Genomic DNA, 13126 nt, shown 5'->3' with positions numbered 1-13126 from the left:
CCGATCAGGCGGACTGGCTTTCGAGGCCGCCGGGCCGTTGCGCGGCATGATATTTGCGACGCCACATTACGAACGGAATGCTCATTCCGTACATGACAAAGGTGTAGATGGCAGCGGGCATCATAAACGCCGTTTCCGCGCCCTGAGGGGTGCCGAGGACCTGCGCATTCAGGATTACCGCGACGGCGATGGCCATGGTTCCGTTCTGAATGCCAGATTCAATAGAGATTGTCGTGGCGTCCCGGGATTCAAGTCCCGTCACCTTGGCGCTTAGCAGGCCGAGTGCCAGCATGACCGCGATCATGAGGCAGATCGGTGCCAGCAGAATGCCGCCCCATTCGACCAGAAGGTGGGTATTCCGCGACAGAATCCCGACCACGAGAAGCAGCAGCAACAGCAGCGAAACGGGCATCATGAACCTTGCCAAAGCCGTTCCTGCACGCGGCAGAAAATGCGTCAGCCCCATGCCCAGAACAATCGGAAAGAACGACATGAGGAACAGGCTGAATGTCAGCTTCGCCGTGTCAATTTCACCGGGATCAACCCCCATGAAATGCACCACCGAAAAACTGGCCAGCAGCGACACGGTCAGGAAGGCCAGCAGAGACGCCAATGCCGTAAGAGACACCGACAGCGCCACGTTGCCACCTGCAAGTTTGGAGAGCACGTTGGTCGTGGACCCTCCGGGACACAGCGCGATGATCATAAGGCCAACCGCCAGTTCCGGCTGAAGCTTGAACGCGTAGCACAAAGCGAAGGCCACGACAGGCAGCAGCAGCATCTGATTGCCAAGGCCGACAAGGACGGCTTTGGGCTGTCGCAGCAGGCGCGTGAAGTCGGCGAGTTTAAGTTCAAGCCCAAGCGAGAACATCACGCTGGCCAAAATCAATGGCGCCGCGATGGTCGTCATGAATTCATTGATAGACACGCGCGTTTCCTTTCTCGGGTTCGAGGCGTAGCCTCTGTGTCAGTGTTTGATGCGGCATCGAACGTCCTATCCGACCAGTGTCGGTAGCCAGAGCACCAGTTGCGGAAAGGCGCAGAGTATGGCGACAAGGATGAGGTCCATGACGATGAACCAGGCCACGCCCCGGAAGATCGCTGAGGTCGAGACAAGGTTCCCCACCACGCTTTTGATGACAAAGACGTTCATGCCGATGGGCGCTGTGATCATGCCGATCTCAAGAAGCTTGGTCAGCACGACGCCGAACCAAAGCAAGCTCCAGCCTGAGGAATCCACAATCGGAAGGACAATCGGCAGGGTCAGCAGCATCGCTCCGATCGGTTCCAGGAACATGCCGATCAGCAGGTAAACGCAGACGATCCCGACCAGCAGAAGTACGGGATTTGACGTCAAGGACAGGATGCTGCCGGACAGGAAATCGCCCGCGCCCGAAAGCGCCAGAAAGCGGGTCAGCAAACTTGCGCCAACGGCGATCAGCAACAGGGCAGAGGTGGTCACAAGTGTTTCCCGGATGGCTTGTGAAAACCTGCCCCAGGTCATTTCCCGGGTGAAAATCGCCACGAGGCAGGCAAGGAAAGCGCCGACCGCGCCTGCTTCGGTTGGGGTGAAGATGCCGCCGAACAAGCCGCCAAATATCCCGACCATGATCAGAAGAATGGGCCAGGTTTCCTTGAGCGCAGCGATCTTTTCGGCAAATCCCACGCTGGGATCACGTTCGGGGGCCAGAGACGGGTTCAACCAGACTCGGATCAGCACCACCATCGTATAGCCAAACGCGGTCATCAAACCGGCCACAATGCCGCCAAGAAACAGCTTGGACACCGACACCTGCGCGATCACCCCGTAGAGGATCAGGATGATGGACGGAGGGATCATGGCTCCGATCGTACCCGCGACCGCCACTGTGCCAGTGGCCAGTTCGGGGTGATATTTGTGCTTCATCATTTCCGGGATCGCGATCCGACCCATGGCGGCCGAGCAGGCGATGGACGACCCAGATACTGCCGCAAAACCGGCCGAGCCAAAGATCGAGGCGATGGCCAGCCCGCCGGGTAGGCTCGACAGCCAAATCCGGGCGGCGTTGAACATACCACGCGTCAGCTGGGTGTGATAGCTGATGAAGCCCAGAAACAGGAACATCGGGACAGAGCTGAGAATCCAGCTTGACGTAAATTTATACGGCACGAGGCTGAGCGCGCCCCACGCAACCCGCGGCCCGACCAGAATCCACAACCCGCCAAACGAGACACCAATCAGGGCCACCCCAATCGGCACCCGTGCTGCAATCAACGCAATCAGGGTTGCAAGGCCCGTCAGGCCAATTCCAACATCAGTCATTGATGAAAGTCTCTTCTGCGTCAGTATCATCCAGGCCGCTGCGCGCACCTGTGAGTGTTGTGATGAGATGATAGGCCGCGATCAGCAGCATCAGGCCCGCGCCGATGGGGATCGCCCAATAGCTTTGCCAGACTTCGATCAGGCTCGATCCCTGTTCCATGGTGGTCTGGGCCTTGGTCTTCTTGACCGCCTCTGACCAGCCCGCAATCATCAAGGCACCAATGACCGCCACCGTAAACAGCCCGCCCAAAACGCTGAGGCCGGTCTGGGCCTTTTTCGGAAACAGGTTGTAGAAGATATCAACCGAAACATGGCCGCGCTTTTCCTCGGTCACGCCAAGAGCGATGAAGGCGAGGATGATCATGTAGTAATTCGCCACGATGACGATTGTGCCGGGCAAAGGCGCGTTGAATACATATCGTCCGACAACATCTGCGGTCACATGCAGCATCATCAGGACCACGCAAACGGCTCCGATCATCGACGCGGATTTCGACAGCAGCGAGAGAAACCGCCCGATCATGTACATTTGTGGCCTCCAAAATCTGATCACTCAGGCGCTGACCATGCGCGCCTGAGTGGTTTTGTTCGAACGGGCTTTATTTGCCGTAGTTCGCGACATCCATCTTGGCGAAAATCTCGTTCCAGTAGATCTCGCTCAGGTCTTCTGGGCCGGTCGCGTCAGAGACGAGGGCCGTCCACTTGCCCAGCAACTCGGTCATGGCAGCCAGCGCGTCCGAGCCGCCTTCGATGCCGAACCGTTCCTTGTAGATCGCGGCCACGCCATCTTTGTCATTGGCCACGAATTCCCGGTTCAGAGCGACCAGTTCAGGGGATGCGGTCTCATACGTGATCCCCTTTTCTTCGGCCTTCTCACGTCCGGCGCGACCTTCTTCCACGAAAACCCAGGTCATGTCGGCCATCAGCTTGGCGTTGCCTTTGATCAGCGCTGTTTTTTCCGAAGCCGACAGCCCGTTCCATGTGTCCTTGTTCATCGAGAAAGGCGCGATGAACAGAGAACCCGGCAGGCCGAGATAGACGTGGTCAACAACGTCGACAAAGCCGAAGTTCAGGAAGTCGGCCGTGTTGCTAGCGGTACAATCGACAACACCCTGGTTCAGACCTTCCAGTGTTTCGTTGATCGACATCGAAACCGGAACCGCGCCAACAGTTTCTGCCCAACGCGCCCAGTATGCGCCCGCCGCGCGGATGCGTTTGCCCTTGAGATCGTCAACCGTTTCAAGCGGCACAACACATTGCAGCGCATAGACCGAGCTTGACGCCGACCCCATATAAACCTGGTTCTGGGCTGCGACTTCATTCATGCAGTCCGGGCAGTTCGTTATGATATATTCGGTGATCGCGCCGGAATAGGCGGCCGCCGCAAGCTCGCCCGAAAACTCTTCCAACTCGGTCAGCATCGCGTATTCCGCCAGCATGTTCAGGTTGGGGAACTCTGCCGGGAAATAGGGCGTCAGGTTCACGGCCATATCGGCGATGCCGTCCTGCAATCCGCCATTGATCTCGCCAAAGCTGAGCAGGGAGAGCGGGAATACCCGAACGTTGACTTCGCCGTTGCTGTATTCACCTACGGCCTCTGCAAAGCCTTCGATGGCTTTTGTCGGGCCGGAATTTGGCGGCCAACCCCCCGCAAAGTTCAGATCAGCCGCGCTGGCCATGCTGGCGCAGGCAATCGACGCGCCTGCGAGTGCCGCTTTAATTGAGTTTTTCATAAAATCTCCTCCTGTGTATGGAATGGCTTTCGATCAGTGTTTGAGCCGACCGAGCGAAGGCGTGAGCTTGGCCTCCAGCAGTTGATCATTTCGATTGAGGGTCAATTGATCGAATTCGCGGATGAATTTCTGCGCACCGACGACAAAAGCGGTGTTAGCGGTACGGTCCTGAGACTGTGCGTCAGTTGCAAAGCTCTCCCCCCTTGCTGGCGCGCGATTCACGTGTTTATAGGATGGCTTACCCCTTTGGGCTTCGTCGCTTTGGACGAACTCGCCACGTTGCGGTGGATGCAGACCGCCAAAATCTTGCGTATGGTGGGGCTCAAAAGCTGTAGGACTGCCAAATGCAAACTGTGACCAAGGACCCCCGTCAAATCAGTGACAGCGGAATTCGGTCGCAAATCCGCTCGAAGCTTGAGATGCCGCGTTCGTCGGCGGATCAGATCACACGACCCGAAGTTGTGCGCCGCATCAACGAAGGGCATTGGGCCCCGTTGACGGTGGTGTTTGCTCCGTCAGGGTACGGAAAAACGTCGATCCTGTCGGATTGCTGCCGCCGATTGAGTCAGCGCGGCACGCGGGTTGCATGGCTGACGCTGGATTCAGCTGACAACGATCTGGGCCGGTTTCTGACGTGCTTGAACGAATGTATGCAGCGATTGGTCGAAACCGGACAAACAGCCGGGCAGACCGGGTTCGGAACTGATGAAGAAAAAGCGGCGGCTTTGCTTGAAACGGTTGGTCGTGCCTCAGAACCCTTCGCCATTTTTCTGGATGAAGGGGAACACCTGACCGAATGGCCGGTGCTTGAATTTCTCAGGGAGCTGGTAGACGTTCTGCCGTCACATGGCCGTATCATTCTTGCGACACGCAGCCTGCCGGAACTCAGGCTTCCGATGCTGCGTGCGCGGGGGAAACTGCTGGAACTGAACCAGACAGATCTGCAGTTTTCGGTCGACGAAACGTTGGAGTTTCTCAGCAAAGGTCAGCAATCAGCATTGTCGGTTGTTGACGTGCAGAAAATCAACGACCGCACGGAAGGATGGCCGCTGGCCTTGCGCCTTGTGCGTATGCTGATCGAGCGCGGGACCGATCTGGGCAAGGTGTTGCCTCAACTCACGGGCAGCAACTCGGCTTTGTCCGAGTTTCTGGCGAATGAGGTCTTCGATGCGCAGTCTTCTGAGATTCAGGATTTTCTGTTGCGCACTTCGGTTCTGAAGGATCTGAATCCCGAACTCTGTGACCGGATTTATGAACCGGGCAACAGTGCTGAAATCCTCCTCGATCTGATGCGAAAGAACGTCTTTGTATCGCAGATCGAAGGGGCCGACGGACTTTTGTATCGGTATCACGGGTTGTTTCTGCGCTATTTGAAAGATCGCGCGAAGCGAGACCACCCCGATCTCATTGCAGGCCTACATCGTGCGGCCATGGAATGGCACATCGAACAGGGTCGCGAGGTTCGGGCGATAGATCACGCGATCAGGGGTGGCGACACTGAGTCAGCGATCAGTCTGTTGTCTCGCGTCGGCCGAGCCCTTTTGCGCCAGGGTCGGTTCCGTCTGCTGAACCAATGCTTTGGGGCTTTGCCAAAAGAGATGATCAACGCGCAGCCTGATCTGATGCTTCAGCAAGCCTGGGCAGTTCTGTTTTCGGAAGGCCCCAAAAAAGCGCACAGTTTGATCGACAATCAAGTTTGGACACACTCCAGCTCTATGAATGTCGAAGCTTTGTGCCTGCGTATGCAATTGTTGTCCTTCATGGATGATTTTGACAGTGCCATCGAGGTCGGCGTGCAGGCTTTGCCCGATGTGGATGAGGTCGATAGCTATGTCGCAACGGTGTTTCTGAACGCTCTGGGCTATGCCTACTTTATCAAAGGGCGTTACGTTGCGACGCGCAAAACACTTCAGCAGGCGCGGTCTCTGAACCCCGAAGATGACGATGTTTTCAATGTGATGTTCGCGGAATCCGTACAGGGATTGATCGACCTGATGGAAAGTCGGCTGCGTGAAGCAACCGCGCGCTTTCGGGTGGCAGCAGGAACGACGCGGTCAGGTGCGCGTCATAAAACCAACGGCAACCTGATGGCCGGTATTCCGCTGGCCTGTTGTTACTACGAAGCCAACGATCTTCAACGCGCGGAAACGCAACTGCGGTTTCATCTGCCTTTTGTTCGTGAAGTCGGTCCGATTGACCACCTTGTGCTGTGTTATGTCATGCTGGCGCGGATCGCATTCGTAAACGGTGATCTGGATCAGACTTTCTACTACCTTGCCGAGCTTGAAGAACTGGGTCTGCGGCAAGGCTTGACCCGCGTGTCCCATGGGGCGCGGCTGGAACGGGCTCGGATTTACATGCGGCTCGCCCAGTATGATCTGGCACGCAAGGAAATCGTCAATACCGCGGATGACGACTTGTGGAAGCGGGTAGAAGGCGAGCATCTCATCGCCAGCGATCTGGAAACCCCGGCGTTGCATCAAATTCGGGTCGAGCTTTTGGACGGAGACCCGCAAACCGCGCGAGACATGATTGAACCGCATCTGCGTCAGTGCCGGGAACAGAACCGCCTCCGTCGTGCGTTGGTTCTGGGCCTGCTTGACTGCGCGGCGTTGAACCGGATGGGCAATCTGGCCGAGGCCAAGCCCAAGCTGGAGCGGTTGTTGCACCAATGCGCCAGTGAAGGCTATCTGCGGATCATTCTGGACGAAGGCCCGGCCGTGGCCGAGGCAATTCAGGCTTATGCTCAGGGCGCGCTGCAAGGAAATCGCGCTATGCGAGACCCTTTGTTTGTGGACTGGCTGCAAGAGTTGCTGACATTGTTCCCAACCCCGCCGGTCGCGACGCAAGAAGACTTGGGCCTGCCGCTAGAGCCGCTGACACCGAAAGAGCTGGAAATCCTCGAGTTGCTGAATCAAGGGTTTTCCAATTCGGATATCAGCGACGCGCTTTCTGTTTCAAACAGCACCGTTCGCACGCATTTGCGCAATATCAACTCCAAAATGGACGTGTCCAGCCGCGGTCAGGCCGTCGCAATCGGGCGAAAGATCGGGCTGTTGCAGTAACCACAGGCGGATGCGCGCGCGGTCTTATCCCAGCGTCGCGTCCAGCCTGCCGGAAATGATCTCTTCGGCCTCTTGAATGATGCGAGAGACAAGGGTCTGCACTGAGGGGATGTCGTTGATGATCCCCTGAACAGTCCCCGCCGTCCAAATGCCATGAGACGTGTCGCCGGTTTCCAGACCTTCACGCCCACGCGCGCCCTTGACCAGATGGGCGACGTCCTCGAACGGGCGACCCTCGGCTTCGAGCTTCAGGACCTCCTGACTGATCGGGTTGCGCGCGACACGGGCGGTGTTGCGGTATGAGCGGAAAATCAGATCGGTGGCGGTTTCATCGCCATCGACAAGCGCCTGCTTGAAGTTCTCGTGAATGGGGGCCTCTTTCGTGGCACAGAACCGGGTGCCCATGTTGATCCCGTCTGCGCCAAGCGCGAGGGCCGCGACCAGACCGCGCCCGTCGCCGAACCCGCCACTGGCGAGCATCGGGATCGAGACTTTGTTGGCGGCGGCGGGGATCAGCACGAGACCGGGAATATCGTCTTCCCCCGGATGGCCTGCGCATTCAAACCCGTCGATGGAAATGGCATCGGCGCCCATACGCTCAGCTGACAGGGCATGGCGCACGGCGGTGCATTTGTGGATAACCTTCACCCCGTGGGATTTGAAATCCTCGATATGTTCCGCCGGTTTGTACCCCGCCGTTTCAACAATGCGCACGCCGCTTTCGATAATGGCCGCCCGGTATTCCTCGTAAGGCGGGGGTGTCAGCGAGGGCAGGATCGTCAGGTTCACGCCAAAGGGCTTGTCCGTCATATCACGGCAGCGGGCGATCTCTTTGGCCAGCATCTCGGGCGTTGGCTGCGTCAGCGCCGTCAGGAATCCCAGCGCACCGGACTCGGCTACGGGGGCGACAAGCTCGGCCGTGCCGACCCACATCATGCCGCCCTGCACGATCGGGTGCTCGATGCCAAACATTTCGGTGAAACGCGTTTTCATGTGTTTGTCCTTGTCAGCTACAGGATGCTTTGATCTCGGTTAAACTGCGGCGGCTGGTAATCATGCGCACCCGTGAGACTGCACCGTCGGCAGTGTTGAGAAGCATTTCAGACATGAGAGCCAACCCCCGCCACGATCAAAGTGCCAATTCCTGGTCGCCTGCCGGAAACCAATAAATGGCGCAATCTGTTGATCAGACCCTATTGGAAAGGGACGGGCAAACATTCGTCCATAGAGACGATCCGGGAAAATAACTGTTTTGGTAAGCAATGCGCGTGGTCAGCAAAAAACTGCAAATCACGGCGGTACAGCGAACAAGGGATATTACATTGCTGTGAATTTACCTGATAAGGCTAACCCTAAGAAACCAATTAAAATAAGCTACTTACTACCATATCTCCCAAACTCGGCATGGTACACGACTCATGGCCAAACGCGCTCCATTTTGGGGCTTGAAAGCGACCGCTTTGGGCAGGTTCGTCGCCAGGCCTGAAGAGCCTTTTCCGGGTTATATAAGATCCAACGTCGGAGCGCGTCGAACCCGACCCTGAACCATGACGTTGCCCGCCGCTTGTGGGCTTTTTTCGGGATCCCCTGTCGGCCCATCGCCTGACTTGCGCATCGGTATGCCCAGGTCATGGCCAGCGCAACGATCGTAAGGAGTGTCGCAAGCTTGTGCGGGTCGGTGATGTGAGTGTCTTCGATATTGAAGCCACGAGTTTTGGCATCTGCGAAGAGGCATTCAATGCCCCACCTTTTGCGATAGAGTTTGAGTGGGTTTTTTGGGGCGTCGATGTTTGTTGCGACCCAAATCAACTCGCCACCTTTGATCCGTTTCCCCTGAAAGCGAAATAGGTTCTTGGGCGTGTGCGCCATGCCGCCCAGCCAGCCTTTCCATTGGCCCTTGCGGCGTTTGCGCAGCAGCGAACGCAACTGGAACCGGCGTCCGTCTTCGGTGTGGATGTGCATGTTTTCGCGTAAGCGGACGACGAATGGAACGTTGTTTTCAGCGAGAAAATCCAACCACTTATCCCCAATGAACTCCCGGTCTGCCAGCAGAGCCTCAATGGAAGATGCCCCGAACACTCGAAGATATCGTCGGATCAACTTCTTGCGTTGCCGCGTTGAGCTATTACCGCTGTTACCCAGAAGCGACCACATCAGAGGCACCTTGAAGCGGCGTGTCACGATCGCCAGAACCAGAAAGTTGATATCGGTCTTGCCCAACTTCCAGTTGGTCCGGTCCAGCGCAAGGAGCTTTGGACCCTTCAGATCAAGCAGGCAGATAATCAACCGCGCAACCACATCTCCATCCAATCGAACATGCTGGAAGAAGCGCTGAAGGCGGCGATAACTCGATGCATGAAGAGCGCTGCCGGGGAACTGACTCGCCAGATGACCAAGGTTCACAGTTCGACCGTTTGCCAGACCAATCAGCATTATGGCCAGGGTCTCCAATCGCGTCTTGCTCAGATCAAAATGTGGGCTTAGCGTTGTCATCAGAGGGGTGAGGAGAAATCCGAACATCCTGAAGATCCTTGTAGTGAAGAATCTTCAATTCGAATCCTTTTCGCCCCTCGTTTCAAGAAGCGTCGTGTACCGTGCAAACTCGGACTGCGGAAAACGAAATGGCGTTCATCTCAGAAATTCACTATCAGGACTTCATCAGTTTGGCGCCGGGAGGAGAACCCGAATTCCTCGAAGTGACGCTGAGCGTGGATGAAGCCGCGCGATCGTCCGATTTTGTCGTTTCCCTGTATCAGGCGGATGGATCGCTGGCCGCCGAGGTTTCGCTTGATACCGTCACCTCGTTTCCACATCCCACGTCGCCCGGATTTGTGATCTTTCAGGTTGGGGTGTCTGACGTTCCTGCCGGGATCGTGCAAGGTGGTACCAGCTTTTTGACCGGACCGGACAATGGCGGGGGCCCGGTCGAGGCATACGCCTTGACGGACACCGGCCCTGGCGGTGACGTAATTTCGTTTTTTGAGATTGACGGCGTTTCGTCGACTTCAAACATTACGGCCGTCGGCGGTGCGGCGGATGGGCTGACCACGACAACCATTCCGCCAGCTCCGACCGGCTCAAGCGTTCAGTTCGACTTTTTCGGGAATCGCGTTGATGAACCGCCTACGCCCACGACGTCGGTCGTGTGTTTCTGTTCCGGTACTCTGATCGAGACCACTGAAGGCGTGAAGAAGGTCGAAGATCTGAGACCATCCTGTTCGTACCCAGCGAATGCCGATCAAGTTGTGACCATCAGCGGTGAGGCACGGCCCCTGCGCTGGATCGGTCGGACTGCGATCAGCGCCGCAGAGTTGGAGGAAAACCACAAGCTGCGCCCGATCCGAATAACGGCAGGCGCATTGGGCAACAACTTACCCGTCAGCGACTTGCTGGTGTCCCGTCAACACAGGATGCTGATCAGTTCTGATATTGCCAGAACCATGTTCGGAGTTGAGGACGTATTGATCTCTGCGATCAAGCTGACCGCATTGCCCGGCGTTTTTGTCGACGATAGCGTGAAAGAGGTGGAGTATTTCCATGTCCTGCTGGACAGCCACGAGGTTGTCATTGCCAACGGAGCGCCGAGCGAAAGCCTGTTTCTGGGGCCAGAGGCTTTGAATACGCTTTCTGAGGCACATGTCGAGCAAGTCAGAAATTTGCTGCCCGAGCAGATTGCACCGGATATCAGACCTGAGGCAGCCGCGTTTATCCCGGAAAACCATCAGCAGAAAGAATTTGTTTCACGGTATCAGAACGTGGCCTGACGCGGTTACTTCTGATCGCGTGCACAGAACCAAACAGCCCGGCACAGATCATGCCGGGCTGTTTGGTTTTAGTTCTGTGCTGCCTTGCAGAGTTAAGGCGGGGAACGGTCAGCGTTGTCAGGCAACCAGTGCCGCTTGGCGCTTCAGAATCTCGCCTGCGTCACAGATGATACGATCCAGCAGTTCAGCGCAGGTTGGGATGTCGTGGATCAGACCCTGCACCTGACCGGCCCAGACCAGGCCCGCGGACAGATCACCTGTTTCAAGCGCCTCGCGACCTTTGTAGCCACGCACCAGATGGGCCACGTTCTCGAAGGTTGCATCCGGCTGGGCGAGCAATTCCACAACCTCATCCGACACTCCGGTTTTTGAGACACGGGCGGTGTTGTGCAGGTTGCGGAAGATCAGGTTGGTGCCACGCTCATCGGTCGAAACGATGTGCTGTTTGACGTTGTCGTGAATGGGGGCCTCGACCGTCGCGCAGAAGCGGGTGCCCATGTTGATGCCCTGTGCGCCCAGCGTCAGCGCCGCGGCCAGACCGCGCCCGTCGCCAAATCCGCCCGATCCGATCACGGGGATATTGACGGCGTCCACGGCTGCCGGGATCAGGATCAGCCCCGGTACGTCGTCTTCACCCGGATGGCCCGCACATTCGAACCCGTCGATCGAGATGACGTCCACGCCCATACGCTCGGCAGACCGCGCGTGGCGGACCGATGTGCATTTGTGCAGCACGGTGATATCCGCGGATTTGAAGGCTTCGATATGGGGTCCGGGATTGCTTCCGGCGGTTTCCACAATCTTCACACCGCTGTCGATGATGGCCTGACGGTATTCATCATAAGGCGGCGGTGAAGCAGAGGGCAGAATGGTCAGGTTCACCCCGAACGGTTTGTCGGTCATCGTCCGGCAGTGTTTAATCTCCGCTGCCAGATCATCCGGTGTTGGGAAGGTCAGGGCGGTCAACAGCCCAAGACCGCCCGCGTTGGACACGGCCGAGGCAAGCTCGGCTCGGCCAACCCACATCATGCCGCCCTGGACGATGGGCTTTTCGATACCCAGTTTGCGGGTGAAGTCGTTCTGAATCTTCATGATTTTTCCATCGCTTGCTGGTGCCGGAGGCAGCTCTTACTGAGCTGCCGTCGCTTCCGCCGCTTTCTTTTTGATTCTGTTGACGATGTAGGTCGGGCCTGCGTCCTCGACGATCGGAGGCTGTTCCGGATAGGTCAGCAGCCCACGGTCAGCGTCAATGTTGTAGGGATAGGCGAATTTCGAGAAATACCGACGCGCCACAGCGTTCAGCTTGTAGTAAAAGACGACAGGCAGCTTTCCGGGCAAAGGTATGTATTTCAGATCATATGCCCGCGCCAGACCCGGGGTCATCAATGCCCTGATGCGATAGCGCTCGAACGGTTTCTTGTACCACGGTGCAAACTGAACAAAGGCCTGGAACTGCGTTTCGCCGATCTCGGGGCTGTACTCTGACAGCTCTTCATCACCGGTGAAATATGAGTCCAAGAGGGCAGCGGATTCTTCATGAGATTTGACGATATCCTCAATTTCCATCAGCTCACCAACGCGCACCCAGAAATTCAGCCACCCCTGACGCTCATTCTCGGTCAGTTTGCGCCACCCAAAGTTGTCAATCCATTGGACGGGGGCGGTGATAAACGCGCACAGGGCCTGCCGGAAGTTTTCATTCCGGATTTTGTAATGCCCGTGTATCTTGTTCATATGCTGGATCGCGCGAAGGCCCTGATCATTGTCCCAGCCGCTTTCCATGAACTTCCAGATCAGGAACTTGGTGTCTTCGAAACGTTTGACCGGGTCGGCGCGAAAATCCGAACGGCCCAGGATATCAGCAACCGCTTTGGTCGCGCCCGAGCCGAAGTAGGCCATGCTGAGCGCATGGTTGATTTCCTGAGGGAACTCATAGGCCACCATTAGGTACGCAATGCGCTGACAATCCTTGACCGGATCCAGCGACTCGATCTCTTTTTGGACGGCGGGATTCTGTCCTCGACCACGCGGACGCGCATATTCGGGACCATCGGGATGTTCAAAATTCATCTGTTTGAACGCAACGTTGGCACCGGCAGGTTGGCTAACGGACATGTTTCTCCTCCTCTAAACCCGACTCTGGCGGTGAAGGCCGCGAGTCAGCAAGTCCTCGCAGGGTAAATATCAAGAAGTTTGTTAAATGTCCATCTACTAAGTTAAATCGAAATGTTGTAGAAGGTTTTTGAAGTATCCCTAACCACT

The 13126-nt window shown here is 56.8% G+C and carries 10 protein-coding genes; 2 read left to right on the top strand and 8 right to left on the bottom strand.

Annotated elements, in window-relative coordinates; genetic code table 11:
- Positions 1 to 4 precede the first annotated feature (4 nt).
- From ACOQOY_RS21795 to ACOQOY_RS21780, 4 genes are all read right to left on the bottom strand, one after another.
- Entirely contained in the window at positions 5 to 928 is a 924-nt protein-coding gene (locus tag ACOQOY_RS21795; RefSeq protein WP_420587482.1) for a bile acid:sodium symporter family protein, read from the bottom strand.
- Between the two features lie 66 nt (positions 929 to 994).
- Positions 995 to 2302, bottom strand: a complete 1308-nt coding sequence (locus tag ACOQOY_RS21790; RefSeq protein WP_420587481.1) for a TRAP transporter large permease — start codon at positions 2300 to 2302, stop codon at positions 995 to 997.
- On the bottom strand, positions 2295 to 2831 hold the full coding sequence (locus tag ACOQOY_RS21785) for a TRAP transporter small permease (protein ID WP_420587480.1): 537 nt from the start codon (positions 2829 to 2831) through the stop codon (positions 2295 to 2297). The genes ACOQOY_RS21790 and ACOQOY_RS21785 overlap by 8 nt, the downstream gene beginning before the upstream one ends.
- A gap of 70 nt (positions 2832 to 2901) precedes the next feature.
- Positions 2902 to 4035, bottom strand: coding sequence for a C4-dicarboxylate TRAP transporter substrate-binding protein (locus ACOQOY_RS21780; protein ID WP_420587479.1), 1134 nt, complete (start codon positions 4033 to 4035; stop codon positions 2902 to 2904).
- Between the two features lie 344 nt (positions 4036 to 4379).
- On the opposite strand from ACOQOY_RS21780, the gene ACOQOY_RS21775 reads away from it, so the two are divergent.
- Positions 4380 to 7100, top strand: a complete 2721-nt coding sequence (locus tag ACOQOY_RS21775; RefSeq protein ID WP_420587478.1) for a LuxR C-terminal-related transcriptional regulator — start codon at positions 4380 to 4382, stop codon at positions 7098 to 7100.
- Positions 7101 to 7124: 24 nt separating this feature from the next.
- Here ACOQOY_RS21775 and ACOQOY_RS21770 read toward each other — a convergent pair whose 3' ends face one another.
- Positions 7125 to 8093 (bottom strand): NAD(P)H-dependent flavin oxidoreductase, encoded by a 969-nt coding sequence (locus tag ACOQOY_RS21770; protein ID WP_420587477.1) that lies wholly within the window; start codon positions 8091 to 8093, stop codon positions 7125 to 7127.
- Between the two features lie 423 nt (positions 8094 to 8516).
- Positions 8517 to 9620 (bottom strand): IS4 family transposase, encoded by a 1104-nt coding sequence (locus ACOQOY_RS21765; RefSeq protein WP_420583443.1) that lies wholly within the window; start codon positions 9618 to 9620, stop codon positions 8517 to 8519.
- 101 nt (positions 9621 to 9721) lie between these two features.
- Between ACOQOY_RS21765 and ACOQOY_RS21760 the strand changes: the two genes are divergently transcribed.
- Entirely contained in the window at positions 9722 to 10864 is a 1143-nt protein-coding gene (locus ACOQOY_RS21760; RefSeq protein ID WP_420587476.1) for a Hint domain-containing protein, read from the top strand.
- Between the two features lie 117 nt (positions 10865 to 10981).
- Here the strand turns inward: ACOQOY_RS21760 and ACOQOY_RS21755 are convergent, their stop codons facing one another.
- Complete coding sequence (locus tag ACOQOY_RS21755; RefSeq protein ID WP_420587475.1) at positions 10982 to 11956, bottom strand: NAD(P)H-dependent flavin oxidoreductase; 975 nt, start codon at positions 11954 to 11956, stop codon at positions 10982 to 10984.
- A 36-nt stretch (positions 11957 to 11992) separates the two neighbouring features.
- The gene (locus tag ACOQOY_RS21750) at positions 11993 to 12979 is read right to left on the bottom strand and encodes an oxygenase MpaB family protein (RefSeq protein ID WP_420587474.1); all 987 of its coding nucleotides are present in this window, start codon (positions 12977 to 12979) and stop codon (positions 11993 to 11995) included.
- Between the last annotated feature and the right edge of the window lie 147 nt (positions 12980 to 13126).

This window comes from Ruegeria sp., from assembly GCF_965221235.1.
In the GTDB taxonomy this organism is placed as follows: Bacteria; Pseudomonadota; Alphaproteobacteria; order Rhodobacterales; family Rhodobacteraceae; genus Ruegeria.
This window is presented reverse-complemented; position numbering and strand designations above follow the sequence as displayed.

Coding starts and splice junctions, on each gene's coding strand:
- ACOQOY_RS21785 (WP_420587480.1), bottom strand. CDS start 2,831: ATGTACATGATCGGGCGGTTTCTCTCGCTGCTGTCGAAATCCGCGTCG.
- ACOQOY_RS21760 (WP_420587476.1), top strand. CDS start 9,722: ATGGCGTTCATCTCAGAAATTCACTATCAGGACTTCATCAGTTTGGCG.
- ACOQOY_RS21790 (WP_420587481.1), bottom strand. CDS start 2,302: ATGACTGATGTTGGAATTGGCCTGACGGGCCTTGCAACCCTGATTGCG.
- ACOQOY_RS21755 (WP_420587475.1), bottom strand. CDS start 11,956: ATGAAGATTCAGAACGACTTCACCCGCAAACTGGGTATCGAAAAGCCC.
- ACOQOY_RS21750 (WP_420587474.1), bottom strand. CDS start 12,979: ATGTCCGTTAGCCAACCTGCCGGTGCCAACGTTGCGTTCAAACAGATG.
- ACOQOY_RS21770 (WP_420587477.1), bottom strand. CDS start 8,093: ATGAAAACGCGTTTCACCGAAATGTTTGGCATCGAGCACCCGATCGTG.
- ACOQOY_RS21775 (WP_420587478.1), top strand. CDS start 4,380: ATGCAAACTGTGACCAAGGACCCCCGTCAAATCAGTGACAGCGGAATT.
- ACOQOY_RS21765 (WP_420583443.1), bottom strand. CDS start 9,620: ATGTTCGGATTTCTCCTCACCCCTCTGATGACAACGCTAAGCCCACAT.
- ACOQOY_RS21780 (WP_420587479.1), bottom strand. CDS start 4,035: ATGAAAAACTCAATTAAAGCGGCACTCGCAGGCGCGTCGATTGCCTGC.